General features: G+C 56.2%; 18 protein-coding genes. 7 read left to right on the top strand and 11 right to left on the bottom strand.

The features are described 5' to 3' along the window. Window positions 1-67 precede the first annotated feature (67 nt). Complete coding sequence (pepT, locus tag HWQ15_RS19280) at window positions 68-1,297, top strand: peptidase T (RefSeq protein WP_063148869.1); 1,230 nt, start codon at window positions 68-70, stop codon at window positions 1,295-1,297. Here the strand turns inward: pepT and tehB are convergent. Beyond that, complete coding sequence (gene tehB, locus HWQ15_RS19275; protein WP_063148868.1) at window positions 1,294-1,887, bottom strand: tellurite resistance methyltransferase TehB; 594 nt, start codon at window positions 1,885-1,887, stop codon at window positions 1,294-1,296. The two genes, pepT and tehB, sit on opposite strands and share 4 nt — an antisense overlap. After that, window positions 1,887-2,882: a dicarboxylate transporter/tellurite-resistance protein TehA gene (gene tehA, locus HWQ15_RS19270; protein WP_063148867.1), complete on the bottom strand. Its 996-nt coding sequence runs from the start codon at window positions 2,880-2,882 to the stop codon at window positions 1,887-1,889. The genes tehB and tehA overlap by 1 nt, the downstream gene beginning before the upstream one ends. A gap of 121 nt (window positions 2,883-3,003) precedes the next feature. Here tehA and ydcK point away from each other — a divergent pair, with 121 nt between their 5' ends. Next, the gene (ydcK, locus tag HWQ15_RS19265; RefSeq protein ID WP_063148866.1) at window positions 3,004-3,984 is read left to right on the top strand and encodes a YdcK family protein; all 981 of its coding nucleotides are present in this window, start codon (window positions 3,004-3,006) and stop codon (window positions 3,982-3,984) included. Here the strand turns inward: ydcK and rimL are convergent. The 4 genes from rimL to HWQ15_RS19245 form a co-directional block, all read right to left on the bottom strand. After that, entirely contained in the window at window positions 3,979-4,518 is a 540-nt protein-coding gene (rimL, locus tag HWQ15_RS19260; protein WP_063215920.1) for a 50S ribosomal protein L7/L12-serine acetyltransferase, read from the bottom strand. The genes ydcK and rimL overlap by 6 nt on opposite strands. Before the next feature lie 105 nt (window positions 4,519-4,623). Continuing rightward, window positions 4,624-6,279, bottom strand: a complete 1,656-nt coding sequence (locus HWQ15_RS19255) for a glucan biosynthesis protein D (RefSeq protein ID WP_032622222.1) — start codon at window positions 6,277-6,279, stop codon at window positions 4,624-4,626. A 230-nt stretch (window positions 6,280-6,509) separates the two neighbouring features. Then, window positions 6,510-7,283, bottom strand: coding sequence for an ABC transporter substrate-binding protein (locus HWQ15_RS19250; RefSeq protein WP_063148865.1), 774 nt, complete (start codon window positions 7,281-7,283; stop codon window positions 6,510-6,512). Between the two features lie 10 nt (window positions 7,284-7,293). Continuing rightward, window positions 7,294-8,463, bottom strand: a complete 1,170-nt coding sequence (locus HWQ15_RS19245) for a pyridoxal phosphate-dependent aminotransferase (RefSeq protein WP_155019806.1) — start codon at window positions 8,461-8,463, stop codon at window positions 7,294-7,296. Window positions 8,464-8,576: 113 nt separating this feature from the next. On the opposite strand from HWQ15_RS19245, the gene HWQ15_RS19240 reads away from it, so the two are divergent. Continuing rightward, entirely contained in the window at window positions 8,577-9,419 is an 843-nt protein-coding gene (locus HWQ15_RS19240) for a LysR family transcriptional regulator (protein WP_063148864.1), read from the top strand. On the opposite strand, the gene HWQ15_RS19235 is transcribed toward HWQ15_RS19240, so the two are convergent. Both HWQ15_RS19235 and HWQ15_RS19230 read right to left on the bottom strand, forming a co-directional pair. Further along, the gene (locus HWQ15_RS19235; RefSeq protein ID WP_063148863.1) at window positions 9,406-10,911 is read right to left on the bottom strand and encodes a carboxylesterase/lipase family protein; all 1,506 of its coding nucleotides are present in this window, start codon (window positions 10,909-10,911) and stop codon (window positions 9,406-9,408) included. The two genes, HWQ15_RS19240 and HWQ15_RS19235, sit on opposite strands and share 14 nt — an antisense overlap. A gap of 42 nt (window positions 10,912-10,953) precedes the next feature. Further along, window positions 10,954-12,297 carry a VOC family protein gene (locus HWQ15_RS19230; RefSeq protein ID WP_022648074.1) on the bottom strand — a complete coding sequence of 448 codons (1,344 nt, stop codon included), beginning with the start codon at window positions 12,295-12,297 and terminating at the stop codon, window positions 10,954-10,956. A 227-nt stretch (window positions 12,298-12,524) separates the two neighbouring features. Here HWQ15_RS19230 and HWQ15_RS19225 point away from each other — a divergent pair, with 227 nt between their 5' ends. Beyond that, entirely contained in the window at window positions 12,525-13,448 is a 924-nt protein-coding gene (locus tag HWQ15_RS19225; protein ID WP_022648073.1) for a LysR substrate-binding domain-containing protein, read from the top strand. A gap of 41 nt (window positions 13,449-13,489) precedes the next feature. Here HWQ15_RS19225 and HWQ15_RS19220 read toward each other — a convergent pair whose 3' ends face one another. The 3 genes from HWQ15_RS19220 to HWQ15_RS19210 all read right to left on the bottom strand — a co-directional run bounded on the left by HWQ15_RS19220 (window position 13,490) and on the right by HWQ15_RS19210 (window position 16,764). Then, window positions 13,490-15,178: a methyl-accepting chemotaxis protein gene (locus HWQ15_RS19220; protein ID WP_063148861.1), complete on the bottom strand. Its 1,689-nt coding sequence runs from the start codon at window positions 15,176-15,178 to the stop codon at window positions 13,490-13,492. A 159-nt stretch (window positions 15,179-15,337) separates the two neighbouring features. After that, window positions 15,338-16,456, bottom strand: a complete 1,119-nt coding sequence (locus HWQ15_RS19215; protein ID WP_017693450.1) for an S-(hydroxymethyl)glutathione dehydrogenase/class III alcohol dehydrogenase — start codon at window positions 16,454-16,456, stop codon at window positions 15,338-15,340. Between the two features lie 32 nt (window positions 16,457-16,488). Continuing rightward, complete coding sequence (locus tag HWQ15_RS19210; RefSeq protein WP_003857256.1) at window positions 16,489-16,764, bottom strand: metal/formaldehyde-sensitive transcriptional repressor; 276 nt, start codon at window positions 16,762-16,764, stop codon at window positions 16,489-16,491. A gap of 243 nt (window positions 16,765-17,007) precedes the next feature. Between HWQ15_RS19210 and HWQ15_RS19205 the strand changes: the two genes are divergently transcribed. The 3 genes from HWQ15_RS19205 to ycgZ all read left to right on the top strand — a co-directional run bounded on the left by HWQ15_RS19205 (window position 17,008) and on the right by ycgZ (window position 18,502). Beyond that, window positions 17,008-17,613, top strand: a complete 606-nt coding sequence (locus tag HWQ15_RS19205) for a hypothetical protein (protein WP_023300068.1) — start codon at window positions 17,008-17,010, stop codon at window positions 17,611-17,613. Between the two features lie 186 nt (window positions 17,614-17,799). Further along, entirely contained in the window at window positions 17,800-18,072 is a 273-nt protein-coding gene (locus HWQ15_RS19200; protein WP_032624291.1) for a YqjD family protein, read from the top strand. A 190-nt stretch (window positions 18,073-18,262) separates the two neighbouring features. Continuing rightward, window positions 18,263-18,502 (top strand): regulatory protein YcgZ, encoded by a 240-nt coding sequence (gene ycgZ, locus HWQ15_RS19195; RefSeq protein ID WP_003857265.1) that lies wholly within the window; start codon window positions 18,263-18,265, stop codon window positions 18,500-18,502. Window positions 18,503-18,508: the final 6 nt, after the last annotated feature.

The raw sequence follows: 18,508 nt of genomic DNA, 5'->3' as shown, positions 1-18,508 counted from the left end.
GCCATTTCATAAATAACATTAAAGTGATGACGCAAACACATGAAAAATAAATACAGAAGGAAACACTATGGGCTCAGAACTCTCCAGACAATTAACCCAACGCTTTTTCCGCTATCTCGCCATCACCAGCCAGAGCGACCCGAAAGTCAAAACCCTGCCCTCCACCCCGGGCCAGCACGACATGGCGCGGGAGCTGGCGAAGGAGCTGGAAACGCTGGGGTTAGACGATATTGTGATTGATGAGTTCGCCACCGTTACCGCCGTGAAAAAAGGCAATATTCCCGGCGCGCCGCGGATTGGTTTTATTACCCATATTGATACCGTTGACGTCGGTTTATCCCCGGATATTCATCCACAAATATTAACCTTTACGGGAGATGATCTCTGCCTGAATAAAGAAAAAGATATTTGGTTGCGCGTAAATGAGCACCCGGAAATTCTGGCTTATCCTGATGAGGAGATTATTTTCAGCGACGGAACCAGCGTATTAGGCGCAGATAATAAAGCGGCCGTCACCGTGGTCATGACGGTGCTGGAAAACCTCACCGCTGAACATAAGCATGGCGATATTGTGGTGGCGTTTGTGCCCGATGAAGAGATTGGTCTCTGTGGCGCGAAAGCGCTGGATTTGAAGCGCTTCGACGTCGATTTTGCCTGGACCATCGACTGTTGCGAGCTGGGGGAAATTGTTTACGAGAACTTTAACGCGGCGGCGGCTGAAATTCGCTTTACCGGCGTCACGGCGCACCCGATGTCCGCCAAAGGGGTGCTGGTCAACCCGCTGCTGATGGCAACGGATTTCATCAGCCATTTCGATCGCCAGCAAACCCCGGAATGCACCGAGGGGCGCGAAGGTTATATCTGGTTTAACGGCATCCAGGCCGGGCAAAACGAAGCGGTGCTGAAAGCCAACATTCGTGATTTTGACAAAGAGGGTTTTGCCGCCCGCAAGCAGCAAGTTGCCGATGTGGCAGCGCGGATTGCTGCGCAGCATCCCACGGCAAACGTGGAGTATCGCATTGAAGATACCTACAGCAATATCAGCAATGCGATTGGCGAAGACCGCCGCGCGATCGACCTGATGTTCGAGGCGATGGAATCGCTCGGTATCACCCCAAAACCGATCCCCATGCGCGGTGGCACGGACGGGGCGGCCCTGTCAGCCAAAGGCTTGCTCACCCCGAACTTCTTCACCGGCGCCCATAACTTCCACTCAAAGTTTGAGTTTTTACCGCTGTCGTCGTTCGAGGCCTCCTGTCGCACGGCCCTGCAACTCTGTCTGCTGGCCGCGCGTTAAGCGGGCTTGCGTGCGAACATGGTGGCGAAGCGCAGCTTGATACGGTTCCCGTTGGCATCGGTACGGTGGAGTTCCCCCACCTCTTCGTTGTACTTGATCAGCTCCCAGCCTTCGTAGTAGTGGCTCAGTTCACCGGTTTTGAAGGCAAACGGGAAGCCGACGGTGCACGGATAATCCTCCGTATCCATGGCGGCAACGATCAGGTTATAGCCGCCTGGTTTAGTGCAACGCTGCATATTGGCGATAAGACCAGGGATGGTTTTCGCTTCGAGAAACATCAACACGACGGTGGAAAGAATAAAGTCATATTCGCCGTCAAAAGTCAGGTTGTTCAGGTCCTTTATCGCCGTTTGCAGATTCGCGATCCCTTCCGCCGCCTTAATGCGCTCGATGTTATCGATGCTCATCGGGTTTTTATCCCACGCCGTCACGTCATAGCCGTTGGCAGCGAGGTAGAGGCTGTTACGGCCATTTCCGCAACCGAGATCGAGCGTTTTTCCCGGCTTAACAATGTCCGCGCTGAGCAGGACCTCTGAGTGCGTGCGGGTCAGCCCATATTTCTCAGTAAAGTAGTTTTCATCGACAGTCATTATTTTTCCTCAGATTGCATTAGCAGTGCCTTATCAGCGCGCACCAGAAGTTTGCCCTGCATCAGCAAGATAAAAGTACGGACCAGCAGCATCGCGATGATGACGTTGGTGAAAATAAACAGGGGAACCGCGAGGGCATGAAAGAACCCTGACGGACTGCTCTGCCCCAGATGTAAACCGGTGGTCGCCAGCGCCGACACCCCGAACGAGAAGCTCCAGAACGACACGTTGAACGGCTGCGACAGATACCACGGCATCAGACGCAGCATAAACAGGAGTTGCAACAGACCATAGCCGAAAAGCATTTTGGCGAAGGTGTCCGCTTCGCCGCCGTTGACGCTAAACCAGGCGCTACAGGCCACCAGGGCAGGCGCAAGCTGGATCCCGAGCGAAGTACGAAGCGCCGCGGGCAGTTCGCCCGCGCTGCGCAGGCGTTGCAGAATGACCGGCTCGAGGCTCAGCCAGGAAAAGACCCCGGCACCAAGGAACACCAGCCCCGCATCGTGGAAACCCAGCGCACCGCAGGCCATGGCGCTGATAAAATTGTTCGCTACCGTCGGCAGATACAGTCCCGGCGTCGTGGCCTCTTCCGGATGCTTACCGCGCCACAGCCCGGCGCTTTGCCAGGCGGCATACGCAAGCTGGATCACCACGCCTACGCTAAACAGCACCAGCGACACTGGTCGGCACCACGGCACAAAGCCAATGGCCACCAGTAGCGTTGTGGCAGGAAACAGGCTGACAAAACTGCTCATTACCGGATGCCGCATCTCGGCCAGCACGCTATGTGGAAACCGTACCGCACGGGTAAGAAACGCCACGCTCAGCAGGAACCAGATCGCCACCGCCAGCGCCACCAGGATCTCGCCCGGCCAGCGCGTCACCGGCCAGATAGTACCGGCATAACGCCAGGCGAACCCCATACCTATGGTACCCAGAACCATACCGAAATAACCGGCGGGCAAGTTAAGAACGCGTTGGTCTTGGTTATGCATTTTTTTTAAACTTTAAAATGTATTTTAAATGCCATTTTAAGGGGTTTAACGTGCAGACGCCAGCACTTCGAAACGCCAAAAGTTTGCTACGTTTAGTGAATGGCTTTTCAGGGAAAACACGATGACAAAATACAGGCTTGGCAATGAAACGCGTCTCTGGCGCTGGCAGGACGGATCAACGCCGTGCACAACCCTACTCAGACAGATTATTGCCGCAAAGGATTTTAACGATGTGACCAGCGGGACAAAAGGTGGTTGGGTTGAGGATGAACACGCGCTCGCCCAGGACGGGGATTGCTGGGTTTATGATGAAAACAGCGTGGTGTTTGCCGGGGCCAGGATATCCGGCAACGCCCGCCTCACCCAACCCTGCATCGTAAGCCACCGCGCACACGTAGGCGGCAACAGCTGGCTTGACGCGGCAGAAGTGAGTCACGGCGCGGCAATAAGTGACAACGTCACTATCCAGCACTCCACCGTACGCGGGGAATGCCGTATCGCGGGTGACGCACGGGTGCTGCATAACAGCATGGTGATTGCAGCCAAAGGGCTGACACCCGACCGTGAGCAGATCCTGCAGATTTACGACAGAGCCACGGTCAGCCAGTCGCGTATTGTGCATCAGGCGCAAATCTACGGCGATGCCATGGTGACCTGGGCCTTTGTTGAGCACCGCGCGGAGGTGTTTGACCGCGCCATTCTTGAGGGCAACGCGCTTAATAACGTCTGGGTGTGCGACTGCGCCAAAGTGTACGGCAACGCCCGCCTGCTGGCCCGTTTAGAGGATGATGCGATCCCGACCGTGCGGTACAGTTCACAGGTCGCGGAAAACGCCCTCGTCGAAGGTAACTGCGTGATTAAACACCACGTATTGATTGGTGGCGAGGCGTGGTTACGCGGCGGGCCGATCCTGATTGATGACAAGGTCGTTATTCAGGGGCGCGCGCGTATCAGCGGTGATGTCCTGATTGAGCATCAGGTGGAGATGACAGACGATGCGGCGATCGAGGCGCCGGAGGGTGAAAGCATTCACGTCCGGGGAGCCAAAGTGATCAACGGTGACACGCGGATCACCCGGACGCCGCTGCTGGGGGCGCTATAGCGGGAATAACCTGGCGTACAGGTTTACGTCATCGAAGCGGCCGTTGAGCATTTCCGCTTCCCGCAAACAACCTTCCAGCGCAAAACCGTTGCGCTGCGCCACGCGGTTACTGTTATGGTTAGCCACGCGACATTTGATCACAAAGCGGCGGATCTCGCCGCGCTCAACGTAATAGCGCATAAACGCCTGTAGCGCCTGAGAGAGAATGCCCTGTCCCTGATGCGCTTTGTCAAGCCAGTAGCCGATGTACCCGGCCTTATTGGCAGGCTCTATCGCGTTAAAAGAAAGCACGCCCACCAGCTCGTCCTTCATGAAAATCAGGAACATTTTGGCGTAGCCGCGCTGGTGCAGCATCTGGTTGCTCTGCACGTTACGGCGCGTGTCCTCTTCAGTGCCGGCATGCTGCGCCCAGTCGAAGGCGGTTTGCAGCCAGGTTTTGTTTTTAATAACGAGGTTATGCAGATCGGTGGTATAGCGCTCTTCGACGGCGCGAAGCTCGATTTCCTGGGTTACGGGGATAATTTCTGAAGACATAGTGCCTCTTAATTACCGGGTGGCGCTAACGCTTACCCGGCCAACAAATGCGTCCGGATCAGGCCGGGTAAGGCGAAGCCGCCACCCGGCACAAACCCATAAGGACTAACGCATGATCCGGTCGTCAACGTAGTTACGTTTGTCCGGCGCGGGCGGGAAATACTGGTACAGCCAGGTCTCGCTGATGGCGTCGCCCTGACAGCGCAGGAACAGACGCATATCGACCGGCTCGGTGGAGTCAGAGGTTGGGTACCAGTCAAACAGAATGCGATACCCGTCGAACGGCTCGACGTAGAGGATCTCCACCTGCTTCGCTTCACCGCTGGACAGGGTGATCACCGGCTCAATGCCCTTCGGTGCGGCGGCCTTCAAATCGCCCCCGACGAAGTCGATGGCAAAGCGACGGGCCCACACTTTCGGGTAATTTTCACCCGGCGCCCAGCCCTCCGGGAAGCCGCCCATACCGGTACGGGTAGCGTAGACGTTTGCCAGCGGTGAACGCACCGGCGGCTGCGCGCTCCAGTAGAGACGGTATTTGAAGTCCAGCTCATCACCCGCCTGCACCGGTTTTTCCGGCTGCCAGAAGCAGACCACGTTATCGAGCGTCTCGCCGGTTGTCGGGATCTCCATCAGGGCGATGGATCCTTTACCCCAGTTGTTGCGCGGCTCGACCCACAGGCTTGGTCGCTTGTTATACCAGCCCATGACGTCCTGGTAATGGGAGAAATCACGGTCAAGCTGCAACAAACCAAAGCCTTTCGGGTTTTTATCCAGATAAGCGTTAAATTGCAGCTTTTGCGGGTTGTTCAGCGGTCGGCAGATCCACTCTCCGTTACCGCGCCACATTGCCAGGCGGTCTGAATCGTGGATCTGCGGATGAATGGTGTCGCACATGCGGCGTTCGTTGTTGCCGCAGCTGAACATGCTGGTCATCGGCGCGATGCCGAGCTGCTTGATGTCTTTGCGCGCATAGAGATGGTTCTCGACGTCCATGATCACCTGGCTCTTCTCACAGTGGATCACAAACTTATAGGCACCGGTAATGCTCGGGCTGTCCAGCAGCGCATAGACGGTAAAGGTGGTATCGCCCGGCTTAACGGTTTCAAACCAGAAGGAGGTGAAATCCGGGAACTCTTCCGGGGTGTCAGTAAAGGTATCCACCGCCAGCCCGCGCGCGGAAAGGCCGTACTGGTAGGTATCATCCACTGCGCGGAAGTAACTCGCGCCCAGGAACGAAACGATATCGCGTCGCGCCAGTTCGGGCGCTTTAAAGACGCGGAATCCGGCGAAGCCGAGGTCGCTCTGACCTTCAAGCTGTTTGGTATCCACGCCCGTATCGCCGTAGCTGAACAACTCTGGACGGAAGTGGATCTCACGCGCCTGAGAGGTGCTTTGATCCAGCGAGAACATGCGCACGCGGCGGCGGAACCCCATCCCCATATGGAAGAACTGGGCATCCAGCTGACGGCCTTCAATGTTATTCCACAGCGACTGTTTCTCATCGTAACGGATGGCGTTGTACGCCTGCGGCGTCATGGTGGCCAGCGTTTCCGGCAGCGGACGCGGCGCACCGCCCCACGGGGTTTTCGCCAGATCGTGCGCCATGGATTGCAGAACAGAGAAGTCAAAGCGACGGCTCTGACCGTCGGCAATGTCGGAGTCAGCAGCATACGCCGCCTGGGAAAACAGAGAAGCAAGGCCAGAAGTGCCGCTCAGGGCAGCCATTGCCAGGGAACCTTTGAGAAAACGTCTGCGATTCATGCCTGAGAAAACGTCCTTATGGTCGTGTGAATGAGTTTCGCGCGCAGCGAAATGACGGCAAGAAAGAACGCACAGCCTAAACAAAAACGGTTAAGAATCCAATTGTTGGCGGGTGATTATCTGAACAAACCGAGAAATATTTTCTGTCGACCAGAACGGCCTGAAAAAGGGGTAAAGTTATGTATAAAAATGTCCCGGCTGGACATCAACAGCCGGGACCAACGAGGCGGTTATTTTACGCTGACATCGATACCCGGGAAGTACTTATCAGCCAGTTTAGCGATCGTGCCGTCGGCACGTACTTTATCAATTGCGGCATCAAGCTGCTTTTTGGTGGCCTCATCCCCCTTACGCAGCCCAAAGCCGATCCCACTGCCGAGGATGGTGTCGTCCGACACCGGTTTGCCGATAAAGCCAAACCCTTTACCCTGCGGCTTGCTGAGGAAACCTGCCTGCCCGGCCGCTGACATGACCAGCGAGGCATCGATGCGGCCATTCAGCAGATCTCCCCAGGCCATATTCTGATCTTTATAAGACACCACGGTGACACCGTGCTTTTCCCAGTGCTCTTTGGCGTAGGTTTCCTGAATTGAACCCTGGAGAACGCCGATGGTTTTGCCCTTCAGCCCTTCCGGCGTGGCCTCTACCGCAGAACCAGCTTTACCCACAAGCTGGGAGGGAATACGGTAGATGGGCTGGGTAAAATCAATGCTCTTACGACGCTGTTCGGTGATGTTCATCGCCGAGTTTATGGCGTCGAACTTTTTCGCCAGCAGACCGGGAATCAACGCATCAAACGAGGTTTCTACCCAGCTGCACTTCAGCGCGGCGGCTTTACAGATGGCATTTCCCAGTTCTACGTCAAATCCTTCCAGCTCCCCTGAGGCATTGCGGCTTTCAAACGGCGGATATTCCGCTTCCAGCCCGTATCGCAACTCGGTAGCAGCAAACGACGAGAATGAACACAGCAGTCCTATGCCGACAACTAACGCGCCTAATTTCATCTCAAATTCCTTAACGTGGTGTAACCCGACAAAGGGCCTGGGCACCTGCCCGTAACGTCGCCTCATCTTTCGCAAAAGAGAGACGGATCAGTTTATTGTCCGTGCCATCGGCATAAAACGCTGACAGCGGAATGGTGGCAACCCCGTACTCAACAATCAGCCTTTTCACCATCTCGCTGTCGCGCTCGTCGCTAAAGCCGCTGTAATCCGCAAGCAGGAAGAACGAACCGGCACTCGGAAGCAGCCTGAACGGTGAGTCGGCGAGCAAACTTTGCAGCAGATCGCGCTTGCGCTGATAAAACGCCGCCAGCGACAGCCAGGTTTGCGGATCGGTCATGTGTTCGGCAAACGCGTACTGCATCGGCGTATCGGCCGAGAACATTAAAAATTGATGGACCTTACATATTTCATCCATCAGCTCCGCGGGCGCCACACAATAACCCACGCGCCAGCCGGTGACGTGATAGGTTTTTCCGAAAGAAGAAATAATCACGCTGCGCTCCGCCAGTTGCGGGTGCGTTGCCATCCCATGGTGCGGTTCGCCATCAAAAACGACGTGCTCGTACACTTCATCAGACAAAATGATGATGTCGGTGTGGCGCGTCAGCGCTGCCAGCTGGTGCAGATCGGCGGCTGAAAACACCTGTCCGCTCGGGTTGTGCGGCGTATTGACGATGATCATCCGCGTGCGCGGGGTAATAGCCGCGCGTACTTCATCCCAGTTCACGGCAAAATCCGGTACCGTCAGCTTAATAGCGATCGGCGTCGCCCACTGCAGGCGGACAATCGGCGCATAGCTGTCAAAGGAGGGCTCGAAATAGATCACCTCATCGCCAGGATGAACCAGCCCGCTGATGGCTGAGTAAAGCCCTTCGCTGGCGCTGGCGGTCACCAGTACCTCACTCGCCGGGTCATAGCGGGTGCCATAGAGCGTGGCAATTTTGTCCGCGATGCGCTCTCTGAGCGGTTGCAGCCCGGTCATGGAGGCATACTGGTTATGCCCTGACTCCATGGCGCGAGTGACGCCGGAGATAAGTTTTGGGTCGCAGGAAAAATTCGGCGCACCCTGAGAAAGGTTGATGGCGTTATGCCGGGCTGAAAGCTGGCCGATAACGGTAAAAATGGTGGTTCCTACATCGGGCAATTTGGAGCGGGTCTGCACCGGCGTTTTCAAAGTCATCCTCTGTCCCTTCTCGTGGTGAATGCATAACTATTCAAACAATAACTTGATTGCCGGGACAATCGAATTGTTGTCATAATAGCCATGACAAAAACGCATAGCTAAGGTGAGATATGTCGCGTCGTTCATTTCCGCTTAATGCCGTAGAGACGTTTATCGTGACCGCGCGTCACCTGAATCTTACCCATGCCGCGAAGGAGCTTTGTCTGACGCAGGGGGCGGTAAGCCGCAAAATTGCCTCGCTGGAAAGCTGGTTCGGCTTCCCGCTGTTCGAACGCCATGCTCGCGGCCTGCGTCTTTCTTCACAGGGAAGCGCCCTGCTGCCGGAACTGCAACCTGCGTTTGAGCACCTGCTTAACGTTGCTGAACAGGCGCGGACGCACCAGACCGTAATTCGACTGAAAGCGCCTACCTGCGCGATGCGCTGGCTGGTACCGCGTCTGTTACAGGTCGAGCGCGAACAGCCGGAACTCCAGATTGCGCTGACCACTACCACCGATCATAACGTCAATTTCAAAACCGAATCCTATGACGCGGCGATTGTGTTTGGAACGCACATGAGCGCCGGCGATCTGCTGTTCGAAGAGGCCTTAACCCCGGTGATGAGCCCGCTGCGGGCCGGTTCTGCGCTGGAAACACTCACCTTCCTTCACCCCACGCGGGACAAAACGGACTGGACGCTGTGGCTGGCGAAACAGCCGCGTCCGGCGCCAGCTATGCTCAAAAATCAACACTTTGAAACCATGGATCTGGCCATTACCGCCGCCATTCAGGGGCTGGGCATCGCCATTGCGGATGAAACGCTGGTGGAGGAGGACGTGCGCGCCGGACGGCTGATACGGCCTTATGATACGAGCATAAAGACGGGGGCGAGCTACCGGCTGGTGTTACGCGACGCACCCGACCCGGAGAACGGGCTGGATGCGTTTCGTGCCTGTCTGCTCAGTCGAGGCTGACGTGGTGTTTCATTACCCGTTTGAAGAGGCTCATACGGGCACGCATAAAACGGTTTTCAAGCCGAAAACCTGCATGTTTATTCACACCGATGCGTAACAACACGTCCCGGCCTTTCCGGCAGGCGGGCCAGCGCGTGGGCCCCACCAGGCTATCGCGTGCTCCCGCATCCCGGGCGAAGCTCACCCAGTAGTCCGCCACCTGAGCGGCGAAGGCCAGATCGCGTTCATTTACATACTGCCGCGAGGGTTCCACCTGCCCAAGGGTATCGAACACGTAGGGCACTTCGTTACCGTGCCAGGCGCCGTTGGTATACGTCGCGTGCTCCGCTTCGGCCACATAATCAAACCAGTATCGCCAGCACAGGCCGCCTGCCCGCTGCTGCGCCTGCATCACCACGTATCCCATGGTGGTAAAGGCCATGTCGCGGCAAACCTGCCTGCCGAGTTCCTCATCGCCCTTCACGCCCGGATAAAGCAGCTTGATCAGCCCCAGGCCAAAGCGCCGCTCGCGACGGAGCTTCTGGATCTGCCCGGCAAGATCGACCCCGAACACCGACATCACGCTGGCTTCGTCGCTGTTTGACCCAATCATCACCGGTACTGAATGCTGACGGGCAGCGAAAAAGACATCGAGCATGGCCTCAGGCAAAACGCAGTCACCCACGATGGGCGCAGGGGCGATATTCAGTGGCGAGGTCAGCGGCCAGAACGCCTCAGGCGGGATCGCGCGAAGCTGTTCCGCGGTGGCATTTTGCAGGCCAAAATGGGCAGCAATCACTTCGCCTTTATGCATGGCCTGCTCGCGCGGGGTGTCGGGCAGCGTGTACCCGCTTTGCACAATGGCTTTATGGAACAGTCCTCCCGCAAGCGGAGAAGCCATCAGCGACAGCACGCTGCGCGCACCGGCCGACTCGCCAAATACGGTGATGTTCTCAGGATCGCCGCCGAACGCGGCAATGTTATCGCGCACCCATTCCAGGGCCTGGATCTGATCGAGCAGCGCAAAGTTATGCACCACGCGTTCTTCTTCCCCCTCCAGCGCCGGATGGGCAAAAAAGCCGAGGTGTCCGAGACGGTAATTAATTGTCACCACCACCGTGCCGCGCTTCGCCAGCGCCCTGCCGTTATACGGAGGCAGACCGCCAGCGCCGAGGGTAAATCCTCCGCCGTGCAGCCAGACCATCACCGGAAGCGGATCGGCGCGTACGGCTGGCGACCAGACGTTAAGGTACAGGCAGTCTTCAGAGAACTGGCCGGGATCGCCGCCGCCCAGCTCCTGACAGCTTTCGCTGCTCTGCCAGCTGGAGGCGGAGAACGCCGTCGCCGGACGCACGCCATCCCAGCGTGCAGGGGGGCGTGGGGAGCGCCAGCGCCACGGGCCAACCGGCGGTGCCGCATAAGGAATGCCACACCACACATGGGTATCGCCTTCAGTAGAACCAATTAGTGCGCCCTGGCGCGTTTCAACCACAGGGGCGGAGGGATTTTCCATACCAACCTTCTTTTTCCATCACACCCCTGCAGAGTAACGGTTTCAGAGCAAACCGCAACGCTGTTTGCTGCGCGCTTCCGCCTCCTCGTAAAGCGTAAACTCGTCGTACACCGCACAGCCGAGCGCGGCTTCGAAGGCATTGCGGCTGGCATTGCCGTGGCTGCGCGCCTGCGTTTCATTGCCAAGATTCGACTGGAAAATCCCCGCCGCGCTGACGGGCAGAAAATCCTCATAGGTGATCGGCTGCGCCACAACCCAGCCGCGTTCGATCAGCGGCTGCGGATCGTCGCCGGGACGAAACGCGTGGCGATGCGCCTCACCTGTCGGAGTCAGACGGTAGCGGAAATAAGCCAGCCCCTGACGGCGCAGGAACATTTCGCTGTCCGGGAAGGTGCTGAAGATCTCGCGCAGGTGAAGCTGATGGGTCAGGTTGTCTTTGCCGGTCCCGGCCTGATTTAACAGACGGTCGTACAGCTCGCGCCCTTTCGGCGTAAGGGCCACGCCCCGCTGCTCAATCTCACCGAAACGCGCGGTATGCGTACCCTTGTGTTCTCCCGCGAAAAGCACCGGCTCTTCCAGCGCCTTAAAGCTGGTCTGGCGCAGGAGGATCGGCACCTCGCGGCGCGGCGGTCCTTCAATCAGGATTTTCGGCTCAATGCCGTACTTCGGCATCAGCTCCTGTACCCGGTCGATATCCAGCGTGCGCGGCGTGAGATGGTTGATATGGCACCCCGGGAAACAGACCACGTCGGCTATCAGGCGATGTTCGTTACTAAGCGCCAGATAGGTTTCCTGATCGACCGTCGCATGGCGATGCCAGCGGAAGGTTTCTAAGGCTTCCTGCACAAATTCGCGCGCCTGTGCCTCGGTAAAGTGTCCCTGTACATCATGCAGGTCGATCAGGTCCAGGCAGCGCGGCGTAAAGATGTTGCGCCGGGAGAGGATCTCTGCCGCCCTTTCGCGCAGCGCAACGTTTTCAATCAGCTCCAGGCGCAGCAGCGAGGTAAAAATGCGAAACGGATTACGGCAGAGCGCCGCATCGTCAGTCGGACGAAACGCCGTCGAATGGACGGGCACGCCCGCCTGGGAGAGATCGTAGTAGCTGACCGGGTACATGCCCATAATGGCGAAGATCCGGCGCAGGGTGGAAAGCTCCTGCGCGGTGCCAACGCGGATCGCACCGTGACGTTCAACATTCAGGCGCGCCAGTTCGTCTGCATTTGCCAGTTGTTCATGTAAAAGTGGGTTATTTTCCAGAACCGCCAGGTTAACGTCCGCCACCAGTTCCAGCAAGGTGCCGTACTGCGGAACTTCCTGCTGGTACATCGCCGACATAGCCTGCGAAAAGTGTTCCCGAATATCATCAGCCGTGATGGTGTTCGCCATGATGTCATGCCTCCAGTGAATACTACCTGGAGTGTAGAGAAGCCCGTTCTTTTCGTTGGGAAGAATTTACAAATTGTGATCCAGGCAGACGAGTGGTCAAAGCATGGGCGTTTTCGAAAAACAGTTGTAACTCAAACAGATCAAATGTTAAAAATATTTTGCTATCAGGTTATCAAATTCAAACAACTTAACTTGTCACCCGCGTCGCTCTGTTTTTAACATCGCCTATGGAAAAAAATGGTCTGTTCAGTCAGCGCATACGCTTGCGCCATTTGCATACATTTGTGGCCGTCGCTCAACAGGGAACGCTGGGGCGAGCGGCTGAAACCCTTAACCTTAGTCAGCCTGCACTATCCAAAACGCTGAACGAACTGGAACAGCTTACCGGAACCCGCCTGTTCGATCGCGGCCGTCTGGGCGCTCAGCTTACTCTCGTGGGCGAACAGTTCCTGACGCATGCCGTTAAAGTTCTTGATGCCCTCAATACCGCCGGTCAGGCCTTAAACCGTAAAGAAGAGCAGGCCAGCGACATCGTGCGCGTGGGCGCACTGCCAACGGCTGCGCTGGGCATATTGCCTGCGGCGATCGGCCAGTTCCACCGCCAGCAAAAGCACGCCACGCTTCAGGTCGCGACTATGAATAACACCATGCTGCTGGCGGGCCTGAAGTCAGGCGAGCTGGATCTGGGCATTGGCCGGATGTCCGATCCGGAACTGATGAGCGGCCTGAATTACGAGCTGCTGTTCCTGGAATCACTGAAGCTGGTCGTGCGTCCGAATCATCCCCTGCTGCAGGATACCGTCACCTTAAGCCGCGTAATGGAGTGGCCGGTGGTAGTTTCCCCGAAAGGAACGGTTCCGCGTCAGAATGCGGAAGCGTTGCTGCAAATGCAGGGCTGCACGCTGCCTTCAGGGTGTATTGAAACGCTCTCGGCGTCTCTTTCGCGCCAGCTGACGGTGGATTATGACTACGTGTGGTTTGTGCCGTCCGGCGCGGTGAAGGACGATCTGCGACGCGGCGTGCTCACCGCGCTGCCGGTAACCTCACCCGGCGCAGGAGAACCCATTGGGATCCTGACGCGGGTAGATGCCCCGCTCTCTGAAGGCGCCCAAACGCTGTTAAGCGCCATTCGTAAGTCAATGCCTCTCTGACCCTAAACGCAGAACCCGCCGCGAGGGCGGGTCTGTCTTACTCAGAACGTTTCCCAGTTATCACCTGAGACAGTCGCCGCCGGGGTTAAAGGCGCGGGTTTTGCTGCGGTTGCGGCAGCAGTCCTTCCTGCTCGTGCCCCATTGAGACGAAACGCGCCAACGGCTTCCGTCAGACGCGCGCCCTGCTCTTCCAGCGAGGCCGCCGCCGCAGAGGCTTCTTCCACCAGCGAGGCATTCTGCTGCGTCACCTTATCCATCTCGGAAATCGCCTGGCTCACCTGAACGATGCCGCGGCTCTGCTCATCGGACGCGGCCGCAATCTCCAGCATAATATCGGTGACGCGTTTAACCGCCTCGACGATCTCATTCATGGTATTGCCCGCCGCAACCACCTCCCCGGAACCCTGATCGATAAGCGACACCGATTCATTAATCAGGCTTTCAATCTCTTTCGCCGCGTTCGCGCTGCGGCTTGCCAGGGTGCGGACTTCACTCGCCACGACCGCAAAGCCGCGTCCTTGTTCACCCGCACGCGCCGCCTCTACCGCCGCATTGAGCGCGAGAATATTGGTCTGGAACGCGATGCTGTTAATCACGGCGGTAATTTCAGAGATCTTCTTCGAGCTGGTGGAAATATTACCCATGGTTTTCACCACGCCGGAGACCATCTGCCCCCCGCGGCTGGCCTTACCGGAGGCATCTTCTGCAAGTTTACTCGCATGATGCGCGTTATCGGCGTTTTGCTTCACCGTCGCGGTGAGCTGCTCCATGCTGGCCGCCGTCTGTTCGATGGCCGCCGCCTGCTGTTCGGTTCGGGATGAGAGATCGGTATTACCCGCGGAGATCTCACTGGTTCCCCGGTAGATCTCCTCCGCCCCCTGCCGCACTGTGCCCACGGTTGTCACCAGCGCGTGCTGCATTGTTTGCAGATCGCGCGTCAGGCGGCCAATTTCGCTGCGCCCGGTCGGTTCGTCCGGCATGGTCAAATCGCCTTTTGCGATATTTTCGATACGCGTAGCGGCTCGCTGAAGCGGGTTTATCACCGTACGGCGCAGCACCACAAAGGTGATCACCGCCAGCGCCAGCGCCAGGCCAAACGCGCCGAACATAAACATCAGCCCCAGCCGGGTGCGGGTGTGAGCCTGCGCCGTCAGTGCGTTCGCGCGTTCGGTGCGGATTTTTATCGCCTTCAGCAACACCGCGTTATAGGCATCGTCCAGCGGACGCGCGGTCTCATTTTCATGGTTGATAATGGCTTCAAACATGCCGTTTTTGGCATATTTCAGCATCGGCTGCATACCGGCGATGTAGGCGTCATAGCGGGCTTTCAGATCGCCATCCAGCGCTTCATCAGCCTGAGTGCGAACGGTGCGCTTCATATAGGCGGCAAATCCATCCTGCGACTGCCTGATGCGGGTCTCAGCCTCAGCGATGTTTTGCTTCATCGCCTCCATCTCCGCGATGCGGCTCGCCGCCCCCGCGTGGATCATGTTGATACGGGCGGTGCGTAAATGGTTGGAACTGTTTGACAGACCGGTGCGCACCTGGATTTCTGCTGTGACATCCTGCTGATCGTTATCGGCCTGGAGCAGGAAATAGCCTGCCAGACCCGAGCTCAAGGCAAACAGGAGAATAATGCCACCGAGAATGGAGGAAAACAGCGGAACCAGCCGGATGTGATGCAAGAAACTCAGCTTGTGCTGCGCCTGCATCGATGTTGTGTTGTCCATGACCGTCGACTCTCTTATAGGTAAGATGCGTAAAAACACGCCTGTAAAAGAGTCATCGGCACAGCGGGGAATTAGATTACGCCTAAAAGCGCCAGACAGGTCACACTTTAGAGAAGATCAGGGAAGAAATGCCAGCGGGAAAAACCGCTGGCAGAATAATCAGTTGTCGCCGAAATGGATGACGGTACGAATGGATTTTCCTTCGTGCATCAGATCGAAAGCTTCGTTGATCTGCTCCAGCGGCAGGCGGTGCGTAATGAACGGGTCGAGCTGAATTTTGCCGACCATCGCATCTTCAACCATGCCCGGCAGCTGTGTACGGCCTTTCACGCCGCCAAATGCCGACCCGCGCCATACGCGCCCTGTCACCAGCTGGAAGGGACGGGTTTTAATCTCCTGACCCGCGCCGGCCACACCGATAATGATGCTCTCGCCCCAGCCTTTGTGGCAGCACTCCAGCGCTGAGCGCATTACGTTGACGTTGCCGATACATTCGAAGCTGAAATCCACGCCGCCGTCGGTCAGCTCAACGATCACGTCCTGAACCGGTTTGTCGTAGTCTTTCGGGTTGATGAAGTCGGTCGCACCCATCTCACCTGCGAGCTTAAATTTCTCCGGGTTGGTATCCACAGCAATGATACGCCCAGCTTTCGCCTGTACCGCGCCCTGTATGACCGCCAGACCGATCCCGCCCAGGCCGAACACCGCCACGGTGTCACCCTCTTTCACTTTCGCCGTGTTATGCACCGCGCCGATACCGGTGGTGACACCGCAGCCGAGCAGACAGACTTTATCCAGCGGGGCCTGCGGATTCACTTTCGCCAGTGAGATCTCGGCGCACACCGTGTATTCGCTGAAGGTGCTGGTCCCCATGTAGTGATAGATTGGCTCGCCGTTATAGGAGAAGCGGGTTGTGCCGTCCGGCATAAGACCCTTGCCCTGCGTGGCGCGCACGGCCTGACAGAGGTTAGTTTTGCCGGATTTGCAGAACTTACACTCGCCGCACTCTGCGGTGTAGAGCGGGATCACATGGTCGCCGGGCTTCAGGCTGGTAACGCCTTCACCCACTTCCACCACCACACCGCCCCCTTCGTGGCCGAGCACCGCCGGGAATACCCCTTCCGGATCGTCACCGGAGAGGGTAAACGCATCGGTATGGCAGACGCCGGTGTGAGTAATTTTGATCAGCACTTCGCCTTTCTTCGGCGGAGCAACATCAATTTCAACGATTTTCAGCGGCTGGCCTGGGCCGAACGCGACAGCTGCGCGAGATTTCATGATGTCTTTCCCTTGTTGTGAGGTGTGTGGGTTTATTTTAGATAAGAGCGCAGCAAATGGCCGACTTCCGCCATCCGCACTGCCCGCTGATCCGGGGTGGTCTCCCCCGTCACCAGCTCATCTTTGAGGTGAATTTCAACCATTTCACCCATCAGGCCATTGGCAGCACCGCGCACGGCGGCTATTTGCTGCAGAATGGCGAGACAGGGATCGCCCGACTCCAGGGCGCGTTCAAGGGCATCAACCTGGCCTCGAATGCGGCGGACGCGGGTCAGAATACGTTTTTTATCTTCGGGTGAATGCGGCATACGCCCTCCTGATACTATAGGGGGGTATGGTACCTTGTATGTTATTGCCCTGTAAACCACAAGATAGAGACGCTGCAATGAGCACATCGCCGGCAAGCAACAAAAGATATTTAGGGTTTATTCTGGCCGCTACGAATCCTATTTAGCTCGTAATGTTAAAATTCAGCACTTATATGGCACGATGTGAACAGAAATAACATTCTCGTCACCTAACATACTGCTACAAACAAAATGGTGGTGTTAATGATTGTACTAAAGAGCTTTTTATTCTTTGTTGGCGCGGCGGTCGCATGCGCGCTTATTATTCTTTGTCTTTGGGTTGATATGCGGTTTGTCGGCCATGATATTCCGGAATTATCACTGACTGAAATTATGCAGGAAACGGTATTAGCGACTATCGTGTTCCTCCATTTTCGTCTGGCGAAAATGGATGAATCCATGCGTTACTGTAATATTCTGGTTGGCGGTTTTTTCCTGACGATGTTAATTCGTGAACTGGACGCGCTTTTTGACCTCATTTCTCATGGGAGTTGGGTGTGGTTCGCGCTGATTACCGCTCTGCTGGCTATAATTCGCCCCGTTATGCATTTTCGCACTACCCTGGAACAGCTGGCAAAATACACGCAATCCCCCTGGTACGGTATTCTGTTGAGCGGCCTGCTGGCTGTACTGGTCTTCTCCCGTCTCTTTGGAATGCAGGTGCTGTGGCACGCCATTCTGGAGCATGGCTATATGCGTGTCGTGAAAAACGCCGTGGAGGAAGGTTCGGAATCGTTCGGCTATATGCTGTGCCTGGCCGCATCCCTTGGCTATTACATTACCTTTCGCGCTAACGCACGAGAGAAATAGTCTCTTCCCGCTACGTAGACAGAGACGGCGAGGGAAATATTTTTCCACTCCATCCTTAGGGCGTTATGGTGGACATGTAAGAAAGACATATCCTAAAAAGAGGTAATCAGGCGTCGATTTTAGCGAATTCTCTCTCACTCTTGCCATCAGCGTCTATCCTTAGACTATCAACAAAAGGAGGCTGGAATGTCTGATTTCGACACTGATAAAAATGCACAATACGCTGGCGATAAAGCCAAAAACAAACTTGATGAATTATCCGGCGCTGCGCAGCAGCAGTTTGGTGAATTCGTTGATTCCCCTAAACATCAGGTGAAAGGTGCAGCGAAAAAATATGCTGCCCAGGCCAGTGATGCCGTCTCGGATGTTACTGAAGCCGTCAGAAATAACCCGTTAACGGGCTTAATCGCTGCGGGTGCGGTAGGCATCGTTCTGGGACTTCTGCTGGGACGGAAATAATTTCAGGCCCTCCGGGGCCTTTTCTTTTCCCCACGTTTTCCTCCCTCTCTTCCCCCTAATTTTGATAGTTCTTCTGACAAATCCCCGAACTGCACGAAAAACTTGTACAATTTAGATGTACAGATTTGACCGGATAGTATAAATTCGATGCCAGTGATGTTACAAAATTGTTTGTCAACGGTGGAAAATTATGCGTCGCAACCATGCTCCCTCTACAGCAGAAAGCGCTATAACCTTGTATTTTAACAAGGATAATGTCCCAACACAGCAGGAAACCCTTGGTGCCATCGTCAGTGAGATCATCAAAGAAAATGTACAACTGAGCAGAATGACAATTTGTACAAAGCTGTTGCGCAGAATTGAAGAATCAACGTCTGACGTTGAGAAAGCGCACTATAACGGTTTGATAGCCCTCTTCTTCGAGCGTTAACCTGAA

Origin of the sequence: Enterobacter sp. DSM 30060 (genome assembly GCF_013375955.1) — a bacterium.
In the GTDB taxonomy this organism is placed as follows: domain Bacteria; phylum Pseudomonadota; class Gammaproteobacteria; order Enterobacterales; family Enterobacteriaceae; genus Enterobacter; species Enterobacter intestinihominis.
The sequence above is the reverse complement of the archived record's forward strand: the minus strand, read 5'-3'. Positions and strand labels throughout refer to the sequence as shown.

Coding starts and splice junctions, on each gene's coding strand:
- pepT (WP_063148869.1), top strand. CDS start 68: ATGGGCTCAGAACTCTCCAGACAATTAACCCAACGCTTTTTCCGCTAT.
- tehB (WP_063148868.1), bottom strand. CDS start 1,887: ATGACTGTCGATGAAAACTACTTTACTGAGAAATATGGGCTGACCCGC.
- tehA (WP_063148867.1), bottom strand. CDS start 2,882: ATGCATAACCAAGACCAACGCGTTCTTAACTTGCCCGCCGGTTATTTC.
- ydcK (WP_063148866.1), top strand. CDS start 3,004: ATGACAAAATACAGGCTTGGCAATGAAACGCGTCTCTGGCGCTGGCAG.
- rimL (WP_063215920.1), bottom strand. CDS start 4,518: ATGTCTTCAGAAATTATCCCCGTAACCCAGGAAATCGAGCTTCGCGCC.
- HWQ15_RS19255 (WP_032622222.1), bottom strand. CDS start 6,279: ATGAATCGCAGACGTTTTCTCAAAGGTTCCCTGGCAATGGCTGCCCTG.
- HWQ15_RS19250 (WP_063148865.1), bottom strand. CDS start 7,283: ATGAAATTAGGCGCGTTAGTTGTCGGCATAGGACTGCTGTGTTCATTC.
- HWQ15_RS19245 (WP_155019806.1), bottom strand. CDS start 8,463: ATGACTTTGAAAACGCCGGTGCAGACCCGCTCCAAATTGCCCGATGTA.
- HWQ15_RS19240 (WP_063148864.1), top strand. CDS start 8,577: ATGTCGCGTCGTTCATTTCCGCTTAATGCCGTAGAGACGTTTATCGTG.
- HWQ15_RS19235 (WP_063148863.1), bottom strand. CDS start 10,911: ATGGAAAATCCCTCCGCCCCTGTGGTTGAAACGCGCCAGGGCGCACTA.
- HWQ15_RS19230 (WP_022648074.1), bottom strand. CDS start 12,297: ATGGCGAACACCATCACGGCTGATGATATTCGGGAACACTTTTCGCAG.
- HWQ15_RS19225 (WP_022648073.1), top strand. CDS start 12,525: ATGGAAAAAAATGGTCTGTTCAGTCAGCGCATACGCTTGCGCCATTTG.
- HWQ15_RS19220 (WP_063148861.1), bottom strand. CDS start 15,178: ATGGACAACACAACATCGATGCAGGCGCAGCACAAGCTGAGTTTCTTG.
- HWQ15_RS19215 (WP_017693450.1), bottom strand. CDS start 16,456: ATGAAATCTCGCGCAGCTGTCGCGTTCGGCCCAGGCCAGCCGCTGAAA.
- HWQ15_RS19210 (WP_003857256.1), bottom strand. CDS start 16,764: ATGCCGCATTCACCCGAAGATAAAAAACGTATTCTGACCCGCGTCCGC.
- HWQ15_RS19205 (WP_023300068.1), top strand. CDS start 17,008: ATGATTGTACTAAAGAGCTTTTTATTCTTTGTTGGCGCGGCGGTCGCA.
- HWQ15_RS19200 (WP_032624291.1), top strand. CDS start 17,800: ATGTCTGATTTCGACACTGATAAAAATGCACAATACGCTGGCGATAAA.
- ycgZ (WP_003857265.1), top strand. CDS start 18,263: ATGCGTCGCAACCATGCTCCCTCTACAGCAGAAAGCGCTATAACCTTG.